This is a genomic window from Variovorax sp. GW823-FHT04B03, from assembly GCF_058796495.1.
Genome location: NZ_JBXAIT010000002.1, coordinates 40,835 through 60,568 on the forward strand (window position 1 = coordinate 40,835; position 19,734 = coordinate 60,568).

17 protein-coding genes are annotated in these 19,734 nt (G+C 68.4%); 11 read left to right on the forward strand and 6 right to left on the reverse strand.

Annotated elements, in window-relative coordinates:
• Positions 1-35 precede the first annotated feature (35 nt).
• From AC1RAD_RS08880 to AC1RAD_RS08905, 6 genes are all read left to right on the forward strand, one after another.
• Complete coding sequence (locus AC1RAD_RS08880; RefSeq protein ID WP_095747609.1) at positions 36-1,127, forward strand: AraC family transcriptional regulator; 1,092 nt, start codon at positions 36-38, stop codon at positions 1,125-1,127.
• Between the two features lie 73 nt (positions 1,128-1,200).
• Positions 1,201-2,682 (forward strand): protein adenylyltransferase SelO, encoded by a 1,482-nt coding sequence (locus AC1RAD_RS08885; protein ID WP_492734582.1) that lies wholly within the window; start codon positions 1,201-1,203, stop codon positions 2,680-2,682.
• Positions 2,679-3,092 carry a peptide-methionine (R)-S-oxide reductase MsrB gene (msrB, locus tag AC1RAD_RS08890; RefSeq protein ID WP_070060682.1) on the forward strand — a complete coding sequence of 138 codons (414 nt, stop codon included), beginning with the start codon at positions 2,679-2,681 and terminating at the stop codon, positions 3,090-3,092. The genes AC1RAD_RS08885 and msrB overlap by 4 nt, the downstream gene beginning before the upstream one ends.
• Complete coding sequence (locus AC1RAD_RS08895; RefSeq protein ID WP_062471286.1) at positions 3,089-3,628, forward strand: septation protein A; 540 nt, start codon at positions 3,089-3,091, stop codon at positions 3,626-3,628. Before msrB ends, AC1RAD_RS08895 begins: the two co-directional genes overlap by 4 nt.
• Positions 3,625-3,903, forward strand: coding sequence for a BolA family protein (locus tag AC1RAD_RS08900; RefSeq protein WP_056580792.1), 279 nt, complete (start codon positions 3,625-3,627; stop codon positions 3,901-3,903). The genes AC1RAD_RS08895 and AC1RAD_RS08900 overlap by 4 nt, the downstream gene beginning before the upstream one ends.
• Positions 3,904-4,032: 129 nt before the next feature.
• Positions 4,033-4,818, forward strand: a complete 786-nt coding sequence (locus tag AC1RAD_RS08905) for a peptidylprolyl isomerase (RefSeq protein ID WP_062471282.1) — start codon at positions 4,033-4,035, stop codon at positions 4,816-4,818.
• A gap of 48 nt (positions 4,819-4,866) precedes the next feature.
• On the opposite strand, the gene AC1RAD_RS08910 is transcribed toward AC1RAD_RS08905, so the two are convergent.
• The 3 genes from AC1RAD_RS08910 to AC1RAD_RS08920 are packed head-to-tail and all read right to left on the reverse strand — an operon-like array spanning position 4,867 to position 7,953.
• Positions 4,867-5,853, reverse strand: a complete 987-nt coding sequence (locus AC1RAD_RS08910) for a Bug family tripartite tricarboxylate transporter substrate binding protein (RefSeq protein ID WP_487846923.1) — start codon at positions 5,851-5,853, stop codon at positions 4,867-4,869.
• Between the two features lie 37 nt (positions 5,854-5,890).
• Positions 5,891-7,249 (reverse strand): amidase, encoded by a 1,359-nt coding sequence (locus tag AC1RAD_RS08915; protein WP_492734583.1) that lies wholly within the window; start codon positions 7,247-7,249, stop codon positions 5,891-5,893.
• Positions 7,250-7,266: 17 nt separating this feature from the next.
• Entirely contained in the window at positions 7,267-7,953 is a 687-nt protein-coding gene (locus AC1RAD_RS08920; protein ID WP_492734584.1) for a DUF2848 domain-containing protein, read from the reverse strand.
• 123 nt (positions 7,954-8,076) lie between these two features.
• On the opposite strand from AC1RAD_RS08920, the gene AC1RAD_RS08925 reads away from it, so the two are divergent.
• Positions 8,077-8,760 carry a GntR family transcriptional regulator gene (locus AC1RAD_RS08925; protein ID WP_095745340.1) on the forward strand — a complete coding sequence of 228 codons (684 nt, stop codon included), beginning with the start codon at positions 8,077-8,079 and terminating at the stop codon, positions 8,758-8,760.
• A gap of 111 nt (positions 8,761-8,871) precedes the next feature.
• Here the strand turns inward: AC1RAD_RS08925 and purL are convergent, their stop codons facing one another.
• Positions 8,872-12,840 carry a phosphoribosylformylglycinamidine synthase gene (purL, locus tag AC1RAD_RS08930; RefSeq protein WP_492735220.1) on the reverse strand — a complete coding sequence of 1,323 codons (3,969 nt, stop codon included), beginning with the start codon at positions 12,838-12,840 and terminating at the stop codon, positions 8,872-8,874.
• Between the two features lie 156 nt (positions 12,841-12,996).
• Here purL and map point away from each other — a divergent pair, with 156 nt between their 5' ends.
• Positions 12,997-13,821 carry a type I methionyl aminopeptidase gene (gene map, locus AC1RAD_RS08935; RefSeq protein ID WP_062471267.1) on the forward strand — a complete coding sequence of 275 codons (825 nt, stop codon included), beginning with the start codon at positions 12,997-12,999 and terminating at the stop codon, positions 13,819-13,821.
• Between the two features lie 22 nt (positions 13,822-13,843).
• Positions 13,844-16,453, forward strand: coding sequence for a [protein-PII] uridylyltransferase (locus AC1RAD_RS08940; RefSeq protein WP_492734585.1), 2,610 nt, complete (start codon positions 13,844-13,846; stop codon positions 16,451-16,453).
• A 24-nt stretch (positions 16,454-16,477) separates the two neighbouring features.
• Here the strand turns inward: AC1RAD_RS08940 and AC1RAD_RS08945 are convergent, their stop codons facing one another.
• Complete coding sequence (locus AC1RAD_RS08945; RefSeq protein WP_056580768.1) at positions 16,478-16,822, reverse strand: hypothetical protein; 345 nt, start codon at positions 16,820-16,822, stop codon at positions 16,478-16,480.
• Positions 16,823-16,875: 53 nt separating this feature from the next.
• A complete protein-coding gene (locus AC1RAD_RS08950; protein ID WP_167395026.1) occupies positions 16,876-17,508 on the reverse strand; it encodes a LuxR C-terminal-related transcriptional regulator in 633 nt (210 codons plus the stop codon).
• Between the two features lie 199 nt (positions 17,509-17,707).
• Here AC1RAD_RS08950 and AC1RAD_RS08955 point away from each other — a divergent pair, with 199 nt between their 5' ends.
• Together AC1RAD_RS08955 and pgm are read left to right on the forward strand one after the other, a co-directional pair.
• Positions 17,708-17,950: a helix-turn-helix domain-containing protein gene (locus AC1RAD_RS08955; protein ID WP_492734586.1), complete on the forward strand. Its 243-nt coding sequence runs from the start codon at positions 17,708-17,710 to the stop codon at positions 17,948-17,950.
• A gap of 123 nt (positions 17,951-18,073) precedes the next feature.
• Positions 18,074-19,729, forward strand: coding sequence for a phosphoglucomutase (alpha-D-glucose-1,6-bisphosphate-dependent) (pgm, locus tag AC1RAD_RS08960; protein ID WP_492734587.1), 1,656 nt, complete (start codon positions 18,074-18,076; stop codon positions 19,727-19,729).
• Positions 19,730-19,734 lie beyond the last annotated feature (5 nt).

Genomic DNA, 19,734 nt, shown 5'->3' on the forward strand with positions numbered 1-19,734 from the left:
GCAAGCGAGCCAATCGAATGACTTCAGAAGCCTCCCTGCCGCGCCATTCGCGCCGGCCGTCGCGCCGCCCCGGATGTCCGCAGCCGGAGCTGCGCACCAGCTCGGCCGCATGGCTGGAGGGGGTGCTGTCGATGTTCGAGGCCGAGGGGCTGAACGTGCCCACGCTGCTGCGCGATGCCGGCTTCGACCCCGACTCGCTGCACCGCCAGAACGCGCGCATCCCGGTCGACGAGATCTCCGTGCTGTGGCAGGTGGCCGTGGCGCATGCCGGGCGGCCCACGCTGGGTCTGGACCGCGACCTGGCCGCCACGCACAGCAAGCTGGGCACCGTGGGCCACGCCATGGCCTGCAGCCCCACCCTGGGCGCGGCGCTCACGCGGCTCACGCGCTACATGGCCGTGATCTCCGACGCCACCGCGTTCTCGCTGCAGTCCGACGCGCGCGGCTGCTGGATGGTCATGGAGCACACCGGCGGCAGCCTGCCGATTCCGCGCCAGCGCGTCGAGTACGCCCTGCTGACCGTGCTCATGCAGTGCCAGTGGCTCACGCGGCGCGAGCTGCAGCCGCTGGCCATGGAGTTCGTCTACCCGCCGCCGGCCAACGACCGGCTGCACCGCGAGGCCTTCGGCTGCGAGATCCGCTTCAACGCGCCCGCCAACCGCGTGCTGCTGTCGTCGGCCGACATGACCATGCCGCTGCCCACCCACCACCCGGCGCTGGGCGAGATGCAGGAGCACCTGCTCGACGACCAGCTCAACCTGCTGGGCCAGACCACCACCGCCAGCCTGGTGTGCGCCGAGATCGCGCGCCGGCTGCAGCACGGCGAGCCGCGCCGCCAGGACGTGGCCTCGGGCCTGGGGCTGGCCGACCGCACGCTGCAGCGCCGCCTGCAGGAGGAGTCGGTGTCGTTCCAGGCGCTGCTCGACCGCACCCGCCGCGAACTCGCCAGGCAGTACCTGGCCGAACAGCGCCACACGCTCGCGGACGTGGCCGACCGGCTGGGCTTCGTGGACGTCAGCAACTTCTTTCGCGCCTGCAAGCGCTGGTTCGGCCTGCCGCCGGCCCAGTACCGCGCCAGCCTCGCGCTCGACGGCGCCGGGGCGCTGCGCGGCGCGCTGCTGAACTGATCGGCGGCATCCTCCCCACGCGCCCGATGGCCTCCGTGGCCAGGGGTTTCGCGCGCTGCCGGACAATCCAGGCATGAGCTTGTTAGCCGAAGACACCCCGGTCGCCGACCTGGGCCTGCGCTGGAAGCCCGGCTTTTCGACGCTGGGCCCCGCCTTTTTCACCGAACTGCGCCCCACGCCGCTGCCCGACCCGTACTGGGTCGGCCACAGCGACGCCGTGGCGCGCGAGCTGGGCCTGCCGCCCGGCTGGCGCGAGTCGGACACCACGCTCGCCGCCCTCACCGGCAGCCTGCCGGTCGCGGGCACGCGGCCTTTCGCCACGGTCTACAGCGGCCACCAGTTCGGCGTCTGGGCCGGGCAGCTGGGCGACGGGCGCGCGATCCTGCTCGGCGAGACCGAAGGCGGGCTCGAAGTGCAGCTCAAGGGCGCGGGGCGCACGCCCTACTCGCGCGGCGGCGACGGCCGCGCCGTGCTGCGTTCGAGCATCCGCGAGTTCCTGTGCAGCGAGGCCATGCATGGCCTGGGCATTCCGACCACGCGCGCGCTGTGCGTGACCGGCTCCGACGCCCGCGTGCGCCGCGAAGAACTGGAAAGCGCCGCCGTCGTGACCCGCGTGGCGCCCAGCTTCATCCGCTTCGGCCACTTCGAGCACTTCGCCGCCAACCAGCGCGAAGACGAGCTGCGCGCACTGGCCGACTACGTCATCGACCGCTATTACCCCGAATGCCGCGCCACCGCGCGCTTCAACGGCAATGCCTACGCAGCCTTCCTTGAGGCCGTGAGCGAGCGCACCGCCGCCCTGCTCGCCCAGTGGCAGGCCGTGGGCTTCTGCCACGGGGTGATGAACACCGACAACATGAGCATCCTCGGGCTCACCATCGACTACGGCCCGTTCCAGTTCCTCGACGGCTTCGATCCGCGCCACATCTGCAACCACAGCGACACCCAGGGCCGCTACGCCTTCAACCAGCAGCCCAACGTCGCCTACTGGAACCTGTTCTGCCTGGCGCAGGCGCTGCTGCCGCTCATCGGCGACCAGGAGATCGCCTTGGCCGCGCTGGAGTCGTACAAGACCGTGTTCCCCAACGCCTTCGAAGACCGCATGCGCGCCAAGCTGGGCCTGGCCACGCCCGCCGAGGGCGACCGCGCGCTCATCGAGGGCGTGCTCAAGCTGATGGCCGCCGAGAAGGTCGACCACACCATCTTCTGGCGCCGCCTGTCGAACCACATGGCCGACGGCAACGTGGAGCCGGTGCGCGACCTGTTCCTCGACCGGGCCGGCTTCGATGCCTGGATGCTCTCTTTTTCGGAGCGCCACGCACAATCGCAGCGCGCCGAAGCGGCAAAATTGATGCTGCAGTCGAACCCCAAGTTCGTGCTGCGGAACCACCTGGGCCAGCAGGCCATCGAAGCCAGTCAGCAAAAGGACCACGCGGGTGTGGCAACCTTGCTGACGCTGCTCCAAACCCCATGTGAAGAACACCCCGGTGCCGACGACTACGCCGGCTTCCCGCCCGACTGGGCCTCCACGATCGAAATCAGCTGCTCCTCATGACCACGCCCGTACAGAAAACCGACGCCGAATGGAAAGCCCTGCTCGCTGAGAAGGGCGCCGAACCCGCCGCCTTCGAGGTGACGCGCCACGCCGCCACCGAACGCCCCTTCACCGGCAAGTACGAAGCCCACTGGGACGACGGCACCTACCACTGCATCTGCTGCGGCGCCAAGCTGTTCGAAGCGGCCACCAAGTTCGACGCCGGCTGCGGCTGGCCCAGCTTCTCCGAAGAAGCGGTGCCCGGCGCCATCCGCAACATCGTCGACCGCTCGCACGGCATGGTGCGCACCGAGAACGTGTGCGCCAATTGCGGCGCCCACCTGGGCCACGTGTTCCCCGACGGCCCCACCGAAACCGGCCTGCGCTACTGCATGAACTCGGCGTCGCTCGACTTCCAGAAGAAGAAATGAAACTGCTCCTCGACTTCTTTCCGATCCTGCTGTTCTTCGGCGCCTACAAGTTCGCCGACATCTACACCGCCACCGGCGTGCTGATGGCCGCCACCGTGGTGCAGATGGCCGTCATCTACGCCATGGAACGCAAGCTGCAAGCGATGCAGAAGGCCACGCTGGTGCTGATCCTGCTGTTCGGCACGCTCACGCTGGTGCTGCACGACGACCGCTTCATCAAGTGGAAGCCGACGGTGCTGTACGGCGCCATGGCCGTCGCGCTGGCGGTGGCGCTGTGGGCGCTGAAGAAGAACTTCCTGAAGATGCTGCTGGGCGCACAGCTCGAGCTGCCCGAGCGCATCTGGGGCCGGCTCAATGTGGCGTGGATCGGCTATTGCCTGTTCATGGCGCTCATCAACGGCTACGTGGCGGCCTACTTCACGACCGAGGCCTGGGTCAACTTCAAGCTCTGGGGCTACGTGTTCCCGATCGTCTTCCTGGTGGCGCAGGGCCTGTACATCGCGCCGCACCTCAAGGAAGACAAGCCGACCGCATGACGACCACCACCATCCCCCTGCCCACCGTGGCCGCACTCGAGGCGGCGCTGCGCGCCTCGCTTTCGCCCACGCAGCTCGAAGTGATCGACGAAAGCGCCGCCCACGCGGGCCATGCGGGCGCCAACGCCGAGGGCTACGGCACGCATTTCCGGGTGCGCATCGCCTCCCCGCTGTTCGACGGAAAGCCCCGCGTGGCGCGGCATCGGCTTGTGTATGATGCCCTCCAAGTTTTTATCGCACAGGGTCTGCACGCCATCGCCATCGAGGTGCTCTGAGTCGTCCAATCGGTTGCTTGCCGCGTTCGCCGCGGCCGCCCACCCTCTCCTTCTTTTCTCCTGATTCCTGCTTTCTTTCCCGCGCCTTTTCCTACACGCGCATTTCCTCTCCAGCCTGATATTCATTTCATGAAAAAACACATCTTGCAGGCCGTTGCGGCCGCAGCGCTGATCGGTGCACTCCCCCTGTCGGCCCTGGCGCAGAACGCAGCCATCGTCAACGGCAAGCCGGTGCCCAAGGCCCGCATGGACGTCCTGGCCCAGCAGCTGGCGGCAGCCGGCCGCCCGGTGACGCCCGAGATGCAAAGCCAGCTGCGCGAGGAAATCGTGGCGCGCGAAGTGTTCATGCAGGAAGCGCAAAAGCAAGGCCTGGACGCCACCGAGGACTACAAGAACCAGCTCGAACTCGCCCGCCAGGCCATCCTGATCCGCGCGCTGTTCGAGAACTACCGCAAGACCAACGCGGTGTCCGACGCCGACGTGAAGGCCGAGTACGACAAGTTCGTGGCAGCCAACGGCGGCAAGGAATTCAAGGCCCGCCACATCCTGGTCGAAACCGAAGACCAGGCCAAGAAGATCATGGCCGACCTGAAGAAGGGCGCCAAGTTCGAAGACATCGCCAAGAAGCAGAGCAAGGACCCGGGATCGGGCGCCAACGGCGGCGACCTCGACTGGGCCAACCCCGCCAGCTTCGTGCCCGAGTTCTCGGAAGCGATGATCAAGCTCAAGAAGGGCGAGACCACCCCTGCCCCGGTCAAGACCCAGTTCGGCTATCACATCATCCGCGTCGACGACATCCGCCAGGCCCAACTGCCGAAGCTGGAAGAAGTGAAGCCGCAGATCACGCAGCAGCTGCAACAGCAGCGCCTGCAGAAGTACCAGGAAGACCTGCGCGCGAAGGCCAAGGTCGAGTAAGCCTGCGGCCCATCGCCCAAGAAAAAGCCCCGCAACTGCGGGGCTTTTTCATTGCGGCGTGATGTTGAAGTCTTTGACGAACCGGGCGTAGTCGTTCGACTCCTTGCGCACAAAGCTTGTGAAGTCCGCCGTCGAGCCGCCGATGACTTCCAGGCTGAGGTCGGTGAACTGCTTTTGCGTGTCGGCGTTCTTGAGCAGCGCCTGCACCTGCTCGTTGAGCTTGGCGATGACCGGTGCGGGCGTTCCGGCCGGCGCCACCAGGCCGACCCAGCCCATGAAGCGGTAGCCCGGCACGCCGGACTCGGCCACCGTCGGCACGTCGGGCAAGGTCGAAACGCGCTTGTCGCCCGTGACCGCCAGCGCCTTCAGCTTGCCGCTCTTGGCATAGGGCACGGCGGTCGGCGAGGTTTCGAACATCATGTCGATCTGCCCGCCGACGAGGTCGGACAGCGCGGGCGCCCCGCCCTTGTAGGCCACGTTGAGCAGATCGGTGCCAGTCATCTGCATGAAGCGGCGCGCGGCCACGTCCTGCGGGCCGCCCACGCCCGAGGTGCCGACGCTGAGCTTGCCGGGGTTGGCCTTGGCATAGGCCACCAGCTCGCCGACGTTCTTGAACGTCCACTTGGGATTCATGATGAGCACGTTGGGCTGGTCGGCCACACGGATCACGGGCGCCAGGTCCTTGATCGGGTCGTAGGGCAGCTTCGCGAACATGTGCCCATTGGAAGCCAGGCCGGTGTGCACCATCAGCAGCGTGTAGCCGTCCTTCGGGGCCTTGGCGACGTAGTCCATGCCGATGTTGCCGCTGGCGCCGGGACGGTTGTCCACCAGCACGGGCTGGCCCAGGGCCGTCGAGAGCTTCTGGCCGACCAGGCGCGCCGTCATGTCGATGCTGCCGCCCGGTGGGAACGGCACGACCATGCGGATCGGCTTGGACGGATAGGCGTCCTGCGCGTGGGCGACGGACACGATGCACGCCAGGCCGGCGGCAAGACAGACAAGCGAGGCGAGCGGGAAACGGAAGCGCTGGGTCATGAGGTTCTCCGGAGTTTCTTGAGGGTGGGCAGACGGGTCAATCGGCGGTGGCGCGCAGGGTGCGTTCGATGTCGGCGGCCCAGGCGAGCAGCGCGGCGTCGCGCATCGGCAGGCCAGCAAGGCTCAGGCCCACGGGCGCTTCGCCGGCCGCGTGGCAGGGCAAGGAGATGGCGCAGCCGTCCATGAAGTTGACGATGGAGGGGTTGCGCAGCATCGCGGCGTTGACGGCGACGTACTGCGCCTCGTCGGCTTCGAGGACCTCGATACGCGGCGCCACCAGCGGCACGGTCGGCATGAGCCAGCCGTCGAATTCGCCCAGGCGCGCGGCCACGCGGCGCTGCCAGTCGGCCCGCTGCGCCTGCAGTGCGAGGTAGGCGCGCGCCGTGAAGTCCTTGCCGCGCAGGATGCGGCTGAGCACGCGCGGGTCGTAGTTGCGGCCGCTGCGTTCGATCAGCTCGGCATGCCACGCCCATGACTCGGCCGCGCTGAAGCCGCCTGCGGCGTTGATGGCTGCGAGCTCGTCGAACTCGGGCACCGCCAGCTCGACCAGCTGCGCGCCGGCGGCCGAGAGGCGCTGCAGCGCGCGTTGGAAAGTTGCGGCGACGTGCGCGTCCATGCCGTCCTGCACCAGCGTGGTCGGCACCGCGAAGCGGGCCTGGCGCAGGTGCTGCGTTCGGGGCACCTCGGACACGCCGGACAGCACCGCATCCATGGCCACGCAGCCGGCCACGTCGAGCGCCATCACGCCGACCGCATCGAGGCTGTGCGACAGCGGCACGAGCCCGGTGCCGGGCATGCGGCGCGCCGTCGGCTTGAAGCCGGTGATGCCGCACAGCGCCGCCGGAATGCGCGCCGAGCCGCCCGTGTCGCTGCCGACGCTGGCGACGCACAGGCCATCGGCCACTGCCACGGCCGCGCCCGAGGACGAGCCGCCGGGAATGCGCCGTTCGCCGCGCTGCCACGGATTGGCCGGCGTCCCGTAGTGCGGGTTGAGGCCGAGGCCGGAGTACGCGAACTCGGTCATGTTCGTCTTGCCGACCAGCACCGCGCCGGCCGCCAGCAGGCGCCGCACGGCCTCGGCGTCGTGTGCGGCGGGCGGCGCGTCGCGCAGCACGACGGAGCCGGCGGTCGTTGTTTCACCGGCCACGTCGAACAGGTCCTTGACCGAGACCGGCAGGCCTTCGAGCGGCGAGCGCACGACGCCGGCTTCGCGCAGGCTGTCGGAGGCGCGCGCCAGGTGCTGGGCACGGTCTGCGAGCACGCGCGTGAAGGTGCGTGCGCCTTCGCCGGCAGGATCGGCGATGCGTTGCAGCGCCGAGGCGGTCAGCGCGGCGGAGGTGGTGCGGCCCGCGGCCAGGTCGGCGCGGGCGGCAGCGAGGGAGATCGGGGCGGGCATGTGCGGTCCCTCGTGCGTCAGGCAACGACGGGCAGCGAGACCGCGCGGTACTCGTGCGCGATGCGGCGGCCCGTGTGCTCGTCCACCAGCTCCATGCGAAAGCGCGCCGCCGGGCGGATGCCGCCGATGGCGCCGACGGTGCCGCAGGTCATCGCGAAGCCGTCGGCCGGTTCGCCGTCGGCGGCGGCGCAGCGCGCCAGCAGATCGGCCGGCGGGCGCAGCGCGGCCAACGTGCCTTCCTGGTACAGACGCCATTCACCGCCCTCCTCGATCCAGGAGCGCAGCACCAGCGTGTCCCAGCGCTCCTGCACGTCGGCCAGCCGCCAGGCGCTGCGCGCCACGGGCTTCACGCAGATCTGCTTGGACAGCGCCACGCTGTGCGCTTCCAGCGCGCGGTCGGTGTGGTCCGAGCCGATCGAGACGAAGAACTCGCCCTCGTGCAGGAACAGCAGCGGCTCGACCTCGCCCGAGGTGTCGGCCCCCACCACCTGCACGACATCGGCCTGGCTCAGCTGCTGGGTGGCCACCCGGTAGAACAGCGGCACGGTGCTGGGCGCGGGCACGCCCAGCTCGGCGAGTTCCTCGATGTGGTGCTCGATGGCGGCGGTGTCGCGCCCGGTCCAGCCGGCGATCACGAGGTGCCGGGCCTCGAAGCTCAGCGTTGACGGGGCACTTCCCTCGGGAAGTTCGAAAGACAGTTTCATGGGTGGCAGCTCGATTGAAGTTTCTGTGAAATTTCACAACGATATTACAGTGAGTCCACAGAAACTTCAAAGGGATTTCCCGCAGGTACCATCGGGGAACTCCACCATGACCCTCCCGCCCCGATGAACGCAGCCACGCCCGCCCGCAAAGCCCCCGTCCGGCGGCCCGAAGCAGCCATCTCCCTCAACGAAACCGCCTACCTGCGTCTGAAGGAAGCCCTGGTGACCCTGGCTTACAAGCCCGGGGAATACCTCAACACCGCCCAGGTGATGGAGCGGCTGGGCGTGGGCCGCACGCCGGTGAACCAGGCGCTGCACCGCCTGTCGGCCGAGGGCCTGGTCCGCATCATTCCGCGCAAGGGCGCGATGGCTTCGCCGCTGTCGATCAACGACGCGCTGGAGCTGATCGAGGTCCGGCTGGTGAACGAGGTGCTGTGCATGCGCCTGGCCGCGGCGGCCATCACCGAGGCCGAGCTGGCCGAGCTGCAGGCCATCGCCGAGCAGTTCGAAGCGGCAGCGCAGCGGCGCGATGCGATGTCGGTGATGAACCTCGACCGCCTCTTCCACGAAAAGATCGCTGCGGCGGCGCGCAACGCGATGCTGCAGGACATCCTGAGCGTGCTGCACGCACGCTCGCAGCGCTTCTGGGCGATTTCACTGGCCGCCGAGGGACACCTGGCGGAGGTGATTGAGGAGCACCGCACCATCGTCGCCACGCTGCAGCGGCATGACGCCGACGCGGCGGCCGAAGCGGCGAAGACGCATGTGCTGTCGTTCAAGGCGTCGATGCTGAACAGCCAGCGCTGATTGCTGGCACCTCAAGCGCGTCCTCCATGAAAAATGCCCTCCAGGCCCAAGCCTGGAGGGCATTTCTTGTTGACCTGACTCAGGCCGTTTGCACGGACTGAGGGCGCCCGATCAACCCACCCACTTGCGCGCGTTGCGCCAGATCTGCATCCACGGGCTCAGGTCGCTCTTGTCGCCCGAGGTCCAGCTCGTCTGGATGTTGCGGAACACGCGCTCCGGGTGCGGCATCACGGCGGTGAAGCGGCCGTCCGGCGTGGTCACCGAGGTCAGGCCGCCGGCGCTGCCGTTCGGGTTGAACGGGTACTGCTCGGTCGGCTGCCCGTGGTTGTCCACGAAGCGCATCGCGCCGATGGCCTTGGCGGCGTCGCCGCGGTGCTTGAAGTTGGCATAGCCCTCGCCGTGCGCCACCGCGATCGGCAGGCGGCTGCCGGCCATGCCCGCAAAGAAGATGCTGGGCGACTCGAGCACCTCGACCATCGACAGGCGCGCCTCGAAACGCTCGCTCTGGTTGGTGGTGAAGCGCGGCCAGGCCTCGGCGCCCGGGATGATGTCGGCCAGCTCGGCAAACATCTGGCAGCCGTTGCACACGCCCAGGCCGAAGGTGTCGGCGCGGCCGAAGAAGGTCTTGAACTGCTCGGCCAGCTTCGGGTTGAAGGTGATGCTGCGCGCCCAGCCGATGCCTGCGCCCAGCGTGTCGCCGTAGCTGAAGCCGCCGCAGGCGACCACGCCCTTGAACGCGGCCAGGTCCGCCCTGCCCGTCTGCAGGTCGGTCATGTGGACGTCGTAGGCCTCGAAGCCCGCTTCGGTGAACGCATAGGCCATCTCGACGTGCGAGTTGACGCCCTGCTCACGCAAGATCGCGACCTTGGGCCGCGACTGCAGGATGGCCGGTGCCACCGGGGCGTTCGGCAGGAACACATGCATGCCCGGGTCGTTCGGCACGCCGGCCGCGGCGTGCTCGGCATCGGCGCAGGCCGGGTTGTCGCGCTCGCGGGCGATCTTCCAGCTGACCGAATCCCACACCTGGTGCAGATCGTGCAGCGAGGCGCTGAACACCGACTTGGCATCGCGCCAGACTTCGAGCTTGCCCTTGCCCGCGTCCATGGCCGAGCTGGCCGGGCGCGTCTTGCCGACGAAGTGGCTGTGCGTGCTCAGGCCGTGGGCGCGCAGCACCTGCATGACGTCGTTGCGCTCGGCGGTGCGCACCTGCAGCACCATGCCCAATTCTTCGTTGAACAGCGCCTTGAGCGTGAGCTCTTCGCGGCGCACGCTGACCTGCTGCGCCCAGTTCTTGGCGTCGCCGGTTTCCATGCGGCTGTCGGAAATGCCGTCGCCTTCGGTGACGAGCATGTCGACATTCAGTGCCACGCCGACGTGGCCGGCAAAGGCCATTTCGCAGGCGGTGGCGAACAGGCCGCCGTCGCTGCGGTCGTGCATCGCGAGGATCTTGCCGTCGGCGCGCAGTGCGTTCACGGCGTTGACCAGCGCGACCAGCTGCGCCGGGTCGTCGAGGTCGGGCACGGTGTCGCCGCTCTGGTTCAGCGTCTGCGACAGGATGCTGCCGGCCATGCGGTGCTGGCCACGGCCCAGGTCGATCAGCACGAGCGTGGTGTCGTCTTCCGTCGCATCGAGCTGCGGCGTGAGCGTGCCGCGCACGTCGGCCAGCGAGGCGAAGGCGGTGACGATCAGGCTCACGGGCGAGGTGACCTTCTTGGCTTCGCCGTTGTCCTTCCACTGCGTGCGCATCGACAGCGAATCCTTGCCGACCGGAATCGACACGCCCAACGCCGGGCACAGCTCCAGGCCCACGGCCTTCACGGTCTCGTACAGCGCGGCGTCTTCGCCGGGTTCGCCGCAGGCGGCCATCCAGTTGGCGGACAGCTTGACGCGCGACAGCTCGATCGGCGCGGCCAGCAGGTTGGTGATGGCCTCGGCCACGGCCATGCGGCCCGAGGCCGGCGCATCGAGTGCGGCCAGCGGAGTGCGCTCGCCCATGCTCATCGCTTCGCCAGCAAAGCCCTTGTAGTCGGCCAGCGTCACGGCGCAATCGGCCACGGGCACCTGCCACGGGCCGACCATCTGGTCGCGATGCGTCAGGCCGCCCACGCTGCGGTCGCCGATGGTGATGAGGAAGCGCTTCGAGGCCACGGTCGGGTGCGCGAGCACGTCGATGGCGGCCTTCTGCAGGTCGACGCCCGTGAGGTCGAGCGGCTTGAAGCTGCGGGCCACGGTCTTCACGTCGCGGTGCATCTTGGGCGGCTTGCCCAGCAGCACGTCCATGGGCATGTCGACCGGCTGCACCGCAGCGCCTTCGTCGGCCACCAGCAGCTGGCGCTCTTCGGTCGCCACACCGACCACCGAGAACGGGCAGCGCTCGCGCTCGCAGAAGGCCTTGAACTGTTCGAGCGACTCGGGCGCGATGGCCAGCACGTAGCGCTCCTGGCTCTCGTTGCACCAGATTTCCTTGGGCGCCATGCCCGACTCTTCGAGCGGCACCGCACGCAGGTCGAAGCGTGCGCCGCGGCCAGCATCGTTGGTCAACTCGGGGAAGGCATTGCTCAGGCCGCCCGCGCCCACATCGTGGATCGCCAGGATCGGGTTGGCCGCGCCCTGCTGCCAGCAGTGGTTGATGACCTCCTGCGCGCGGCGTTCGATTTCGGGGTTGCCGCGCTGCACCGAGTCGAAGTCGAGCTCGGCCGCGTTGGCGCCGGTCGCCATCGAGCTGGCGGCGCTGCCGCCCATGCCGATGCGCATGCCGGGGCCGCCGAGCTGGATCAGCAGCGAACCGGCCGGGAACAGGATCTTCTTGGTCTGCGTGGCGTCGATGCTGCCGAGGCCGCCCGCGATCATGATGGGCTTGTGGTAGCCGCGCTGCACGGTGTCGAGGTCGCTCGTCACCGCCTGCTCGTACTCGCGGAAGTAGCCCAGCAGGTTGGGTCGGCCGAATTCGTTGTTGAACGCGGCACCGCCCAGCGGGCCCTCGGTCATGATCTGCAGCGGGCTCGCGATGTGCTCGGGCTTGCCGTAGTGGCCGTCTTCGGGCCAAAGCTTGGAAACCGTGAAGCCGGTCAGGCCCGCCTTGGGCTTGGAGCCGCGGCCCGTGGCACCTTCGTCGCGGATTTCGCCGCCCGCGCCGGTCGAGGCGCCGGGGAACGGCGAAATCGCGGTCGGGTGGTTGTGCGTCTCGACCTTCATCAGCACATGGCTCAGGGCGCTATCTTTTTGATAGCTCTGCGAGCCGTGGGCCGGAATGAAGCGCTCGATGGTCGCGCCTTCCATCACCGAGGCGTTGTCCGCATAGGCGATCACCGTGTGCTGCGGGTTCTGCTTCTCGGTGTGGCGGATCATCGAGAACAGGCTCTGCGGCTGGGCCACGCCGTCGATGGTGAAGTTGGCGTTGAAGATCTTGTGACGGCAGTGCTCGCTGTTGGCCTGCGCGAACATCATCAGTTCGACGTCGCTGGGGTTGCGGCCCAGGCGGGTGAAGGCTTCGACGAGGTAATCGATTTCGTCTTCCGCCAGCGCCAGGCCGAAGCCGGTATTGGCTGCCACCAGGGCTTCGCGCCCACCCGTTTGCACGTCGACCTGCGCCATCGGCTGGGCCGGGAGTTCGCTGAACAGGCTGGCCGCCTGCTCGACGGTGGCCAGCACCGATTCGGTCATGCGGTCATGCAGCGGGCCGGCCACGGCGGCCAGGGCGTTGCCCTCGAGCACGGGGGCCTTGCCGATCAGCGGCGTCTTCAGCTTCAGGTGGTACTGGGTGACGCGCTCCACGCGGCGCAGCGCCAGGCCGCAGTTGTGGGCGATGTCGGTGGCCTTGGAGGCCCAGGGCGACACCGTGCCCAGGCGGGGCGTGACGACCACCGAGGCGCTCGCCTTGGCTGCCGGGGCCTCGAAGGGCTCGCCGTAGGTCAGGAGCGCGGCAAAGCGCTCGCGGTCGGCGTCGCCCAGCGACGCATCGGTAACCACCAGGTGGACGAAACGGGCCGAAATGCCCTCGATGCGCGGCTCGATGGCCTGCAGCTTCGGCAGCAATTGCCGTGCACGGAAGTCGCTGAGTGCGCTGCCGCCCTCGAACATGGTTACGACAGGAAGGGCTTGAGGTGCGGGCTGCGTCACGGTCGATGAGGCCTCGGGGGGCGCGTTGGAAATCAAGGAATCGAGGCGGATGGCCGCTGACTGGGGTCATCCGCGTTAACCCGGAATTTTAGCTTGCCGAATGGGATAATTCGGGGCATGAGCATTACCTACAAAGACGCCGCAGGCATCGAAGCCATGCGGGTCGCCTGCCGCCTCGGGTCCGAGGTGCTGGACTACCTCACGCCCTTCATCAAGCCCGGCATCACGACCAACGACGTGGACCGCCTGGCCGCCGAGTACATGGTCAAGCAGGGCACCACCTCGGCCACGGTGGGCTACATGGGCGCCAGCAGCGTTCCGTTCCCGAAGTCGCTGTGCACCTCGGTGAACCACGTGGTGTGCCACGGCATCCCCAATGACAAGCCCCTGAAGAAGGGCGACATCATGAACGTCGACGTCACCGTCATCAAGGACGGCTGGTTCGGCGACAACAGCCGCATGTTCGTGATCGGCGACGCCTCCATTGCCGCCAAGCGCCTGTGCAACGTCACCTTCGAAGCCATGTGGCACGGCATCCTGCAGGTGCGCCCCGGCGCCCACCTGGGCGACGTGGGCCATGCGATCCAGAAATTCGCCGAGGGCCAGGGTTTCTCGATCGTGCGCGAGTTCTGCGGCCACGGCGTGGGCCAGCGCTTCCACGAAGAGCCCCAGGTGCTGCACTACGGTCGCCCGGGCACCATGGAAGAGCTCAAGCCCGGCATGATCTTCACGATCGAGCCGATGATCAACGCCGGCAAGCGCGACGTGAAGGAAGACTTCAAGGGCGGCCAGTACGACGGCTGGACCATCGTCACGCGTGACCATTCGCTGTCGGCCCAGTGGGAGCACACGGTGCTGGTCACCGAGACCGGCTACGAGGTGCTGACGCTCTCCGAAGGCAGCCCGCCGCTGCCGGCCTTCGTCACCTCCACCAAAACCTGACGCGCCACAGCGCGCCCCCGCCGTGATCGAAGCAGCCAAGATCGACGTGGCGACGCTGCGCGAAGCCTATCGCGCGAAAAAGCTCGCCCTTTTCGACACCCTGCGCTTCGCACGCGCGCCCACCCGCAGCGTCCACACGGTGCTGCGCCAGCTCTCGGCGCTGGCCGACCAGACGCTGACCGCGCTGTGGAACGAAGCCGGCTTCGGCGACGCCTTCGCGCTGGCCGCGGTGGGCGGCTACGGACGCGGCGAGCTGTTTCCGTACTCCGACGTCGACGTGCTGCTGCTGCTGCCGCCCGAGGGCCAGGACAGCGGCGTCGAGCCGGCCCGCATCGAGGCCTTCATCGGCCAGTGCTGGGACGCCGGCCTCGAGATCGGCTCCAGCGTGCGCACGCTCGAGGAGTGCCTGGACGAGGCCACCAAGGACATCACGGTCCAGACCTCGCTGCTCGAATCGCGCCTGATCACGGGCGACAAGAAGCTCTTCGCGGCCTTTCGCCGCCGCTTCACGCAGGCCATCGACCCGCAGGCCTTCTTCGTGGCCAAGTCGCAGGAAATGCGGCACCGCCACCAGAAGTTCGACAACACGCCCTACGCGCTCGAACCCAACTGCAAGGAATCGCCCGGCGGCCTGCGCGACCTGCAGACCATCCTGTGGATGAGCAAGGCCGCCGGCTTCGGCAGCCGCTGGGACGACCTGGCCAAGAACGGCCTGGCCACGCCCTTCGAGGCGCAGCAGATCAAGCGCAACGAGGCCCTGCTCTCGCTCATTCGCGCCCGCCTGCACGTGATCGCCAACCGGCGCGAAGACCGGCTGGTGTTCGACCTGCAGACCGCCGTGGCAGCGAGCTTCGGCTACGAGAGCGAGTCGCAGCGCAAGTCGAGCGAGGCGCTGATGCGCCGCTACTACTGGGCGGCCAAGGCGGTGTCGCAGCTCAACCAGATCCTGCTGCTCAATATTTCCGAGCGGCTGCAGCCCATCGACGAGCAGCCCACGACCATCAACGAGCGCTTCTACGAGCGTGCCGGCCTGATCGAGATCGCCAGCGACGACCTGTACGAGCGCGAGCCGCACGCGGTGCTCGAGACCTTCCTGCTGTACCAGAAGACCATCGGCGTGAAGGGCCTGTCGGCGCGCACGCTGCGTGCGCTGTACAACGCGCGCCATGTCATGGACAGCAAGTTCCGCAACGACCCGGTCAACCACGTGACCTTCATGCGGATCCTGCAGCAGCCCTACGGCATCACGCATGCCTTCCGGCTCATGAACCAGACCTCGGTGCTCGGGCGCTACCTGCGCGTGTTCCGCAGCATCGTGGGGCAGATGCAGCACGACCTGTTCCACGTGTACACGGTCGACCAGCACATCCTGATGGTGCTGCGCAACGTGCGCCGCTTCTTCATCGCCGAGCATGCGCACGAGTACCCGGGCTGCTCGCAGCTCGCGGCCGGCTGGGACAAGCCCTGGATTCTCTACGTCGCCGCCCTCTTCCACGACATCGCCAAGGGCCGCGGCGGCGACCACTCCACGCTCGGCGCGCGCGACGTGCAGCGCTTCTGCAAGCAGCACGGCATCGCCCGCGAAGACGCCAAGCTCATCGAGTTCCTCGTGGCCGAGCACCTGGTGATGAGCCAGGTCGCGCAGAAGCAAGACCTGGGCGACCCCGAGGTCATCGGCGCCTTCGCCAAGCGCGTGGGCAACGAGCGCTACCTCACGGCGCTGTACCTGCTGACGGTGGCCGACATCCGCGGCACCTCGCCGCGCGTGTGGAATGCCTGGAAGGGCAAGCTGCTCGAGGACCTGTACCGCTTCACGCTGCGCGCCCTGGGCGGGCGCATGCCCGACCCGGACGCCGAGGTCGAGGCCCGCAAGCGCGAGGCGCTGGTGCTGCTCGCCCTGCACGCCCAGCGCTTCGAGGCGCACAAGGCGCTGTGGGACACGCTCGATGTCGGCTACTTCATGCGCCACGACGCCACCGAGATCGCCTGGCACGCCAAGCAGCTCTCGCGCTTCGTGCCACCGAAGAACGTGCCCATCGACCCGAAGACGCTGCCCATCGTGCGCGCGCACCTGTCGCCGGTGGGCGAAGGACTGCAGGTGGTGGTCTACACGCCCGACCAGTCCGACCTGTTCGCGCGCATCTGCGGCTATTTCGACCAGGCCTCGTTCAGCATCCTGGACGCCAAGGTCCACACCACGAGCAACGGCTACGCGCTCGACACCTTCCAGGTGGTGACGACCTTCCAGCCCGACCATTACCGCGACCTGATCAGCATGGTCGAGACGGGCCTGGCGCAAACGCTCACCGAAGCCGGCGCCCTGCCCGCCCCCAGCATGGGACGCGTGTCACGCCGGGTGCGCAGCTTTCCGATCAAGCCACGCATCAGCCTCGTGCCCGACGACAAGGCGCAGCGCTGGCTGCTCAGCATCTCGGCCAGCGACCGCGCGGGCCTGTTGTATTCGGTGGCGCGCGTGCTCGCGCGGCATCACCTGAACCTGCAGCTGGCGAAGGTGACGACCCTGGGCGAACGGGTGGAAGACACGTTCCTGATCAGCGGACCGGAACTGCAGGGCCAGAAGACGCAGCTGGCCATCGAGACCGACCTGATGGAGGCGCTGGCCTCCCAGTGAGGCCGCTGAATGGGCGTGTGCGGCTCAGCCGCAGTACGCGCCGAGGATGCGACCCGTGGGATCGACCTGCGCGTTGAGCCGCGTCGCGTCCTGGGCCGGGTCGGCCGGCGCCGTGGCCGGCACGGTGCGGGCGGTTTTCGCGCCGGCGCGCTGGCGCATTTCTTCCAGCAACGGACGCGTCGCCTGCATACCGAGCGCAAAGCGCACTTCCGGCGCCTGGCAACTTTCGGGCGGGGGCGCGAAGCTCGGCGGCGCCGGCACTTCGGAGGTGAGCGGCCGGTCCTTGGGCGGGGCCTCGCAGCCCGCGAGCACCGCAGCCAGGGCCGCAGCCGTCAGAAGAAACCCGTGCCGGCCAAACGTCATGCGCATCTTGTCTTGCTCCTTGAAACCAGCCTGAAGCTTAGCCGCCCGCGGTGGCCCGCTCATGACCCCTTGCGCTGCAGCGGCGACAACAGCCCCAGGCGGATGCCCGTGATCACGGCCTCGGTGCGATTGTGCACACCCAGTGCCTGGAACAAGGTGCCGATGTACTCCTTCACCGTGTGCTCGGACAGGCCGAGCTCGCGCGCGATCGACTTGGTCGGCAGCCCGCGCGCCAGGCCGTGCAAGGTATCTGCCTGGCGCGGGCTGAGCGTCGGCCTGGCGGTGCTCTTCGACCCCAGGTGCAGGATTTCCTGCGGCAGGTAGACCTCCCCCGCCAGCACGGTCTCGAAGGCCCGCTTCAGGAAGTCGGCCGGCATGCTCTTGGGCACGAAGCTCATGGCGCCCGCCTCCAGGCAACCGCGGATGATGTCGACATCGGTCGAGGCCGACACCACCACCGCCGCGATGTCGGGCGCGGCCGCCTTCAGGCGCACCAGCGCATCCAGACCGTACTCGCCGCGCAGTTCGAGATCGAGCAGGCAGATCGCCAGATCGGGATGGCGCAGCGCCAGGGCGCAGGCCTCGTCGACCGTGGCAGCTTCGAAGATTTCGGCACTGCGTTCCATGCTCTCCAGCAGCATGCGCAGGCCCGCGCGAAACAACGCGTGGTCGTCCAGCGTCATCACTTTCATGGCACACCCCCTTCGGCCTTTCTGGCCGATATGCACCCTCATTCTGACGCTGGTGCCCACGGGTGCAGCCGCCGCGCGTCGGAACTAGATCACCCTCTACGCAAAAAAACTACCAGCCCCTGCGAAGGAGGGGTTGGGTGCCTGGCGCGTTTCGAGGAAATTCAGAGCCGACCGCTGTTGTCGCCAAAGGGGGCCGACCATGAACGCCAGCTTTCAAGACCGCCTGATCTCGCTCGTCGCCGGATCGCGGCCTCAATGGAAATCCGAGCTCGCCCGACAGTGCGGCGTCAGCGCCCCCACCGTGATCCGCTGGCTCACCGACCGCCACAGCTGCGCAGGCACCCTGCACCTGCATGCGATCGCCGCGTACTTCGAGGTGCCGGCCCGGTGGCTGGCCACGGGCGACGGCCCGGAGCGGGTCCGCACGCGGCGCTCACATTGAAAGGGTTGTAAGCGGACCTCTGTGAACGGGCGCGCAAGTGGCAAGCCGGCCGCGCCCATGGCGTATGCTGAAAGGCCGCGCACGGCACCGCCGGCGCGCTCCCTTTCATCACCCGCTTTCGACATGAGCACCTCTTCCCATCCCCTCGCGGGCCAGCCGGCCCCGTCTGATCTGCTGGTGGACGTGCCGCGCCTCGTCTCGGCCTACTACACCGGTCGCCCCGACCCGGCGGTGCCCAGCCAGCGCGTGGCCTTCGGTACCTCGGGGCATCGCGGCTCCTCGTTCGACGACGCCTTCAACGAATGGCATGTGCTGGCCATCAGCCAGGCCATCTGCGACTACCGCGAGCAGCAAGGCATCGACGGTCCGCTGTTCCTGGGCATCGACACGCACGCGCTGTCCACGCCCGCCTTCGCCAGCGCGGTCGAAGTGCTGGCGGCCAACGGCGTCGAGCTGATGCTGTCGAAGGACGACGAGTACACGCCCACGCCGGCCGTGTCCCACGCCATCCTGGTCTACAACCGCGGACGCACCAGCGGCCTGGCCGACGGCATCGTGATCACGCCTTCGCACAACCCGCCCGAAAACGGCGGCTTCAAGTACAACCCGCCCAACGGCGGCCCCGCGGGCACCGACATCACCTCCGCCGTCGAAGCCGCCGCCAACAAGATGCTGGCGAACAAGCTCGACGGCGTGAAGCGCATGCCGCTGGCACAGGCGCTGAAGGCGTCCACCACGCACCGCCACGACTACCTCAACACCTACGTCGAAGACCTGGCCCAGGTGCTCGACATGGACGCGATCCGCGGCGGCACCGTCGACCTGGGCGTCGATCCGCTGGGCGGTGCCGGCGTGCACTACTGGCCCGCCATTGCCGCGCGCTACAAGCTCCAGCGCCTGAACGTGCTGAGCCAGGCGGTCGACCCGACCTTCCGCTTCATGTCGCTCGACTGGGACGGCCGCATCCGCATGGACCCGTCGTCGCCCGACGCGATGCACGGGCTGGTCGCGCTGAAAGACCGCTTCGGCATCGCCTTCGCCTGCGACACCGACCACGACCGCCACGGCGTGGTCACGCGCAGCGCGGGCCTGATGCAGCCGAACAACTACCTCGCGGTGATGGTCGACTACCTCTTCACGCACCGCCCGCACTGGCCAGCGCAGGCGGCCGTCGGCAAGACCGTGGTCAGCAGCCGCATGATCGACCGCGTGGCGGCGCGGCTGGGCCGCCCGCTGTACGAAGTGCCGGTGGGCTTCAAGTGGTTCGTCGACGGGCTGGTCGACGGCTCGCTGGGCTTCGGCGGCGAGGAAAGCGCGGGCGCCACCTTCCTGCGCCACGACGGCAGCGCGTGGACCACCGACAAGGACGGCATCGTGCCCGCCCTGCTCTCGGCCGAAATCGCCGCACGCACGGGTCGCGACCCCGGCGAGCGCTTCACCGAGCTGACGCAGGCGCTGGGGCGCCCCGTGTCCGACCGCGTCGACGCGCCCGCCACGCCCGAGCAGAAAAAACGCCTGTCGGCCCTGTCGCCGCAGCAGATCACCTCGACCACGCTGGCCGGCGAGAAGATCGAGAACGTGCTGAGCCACGCCCCGGGCAACGGCGCGGCCATCGGCGGCGTGAAGGTCGTCACCGAGAACGGCTGGTTCGCCGCGCGGCCGTCGGGCACAGAGAACATCTACAAGATCTACGGCGAGAGCTTCCTCGGCGACGACCACCTCGCGCGCATCCTCGGCGAGGCGCAGCAGGTGGTCGACAAGGCGCTGTCGGCGAGCTGACGCGA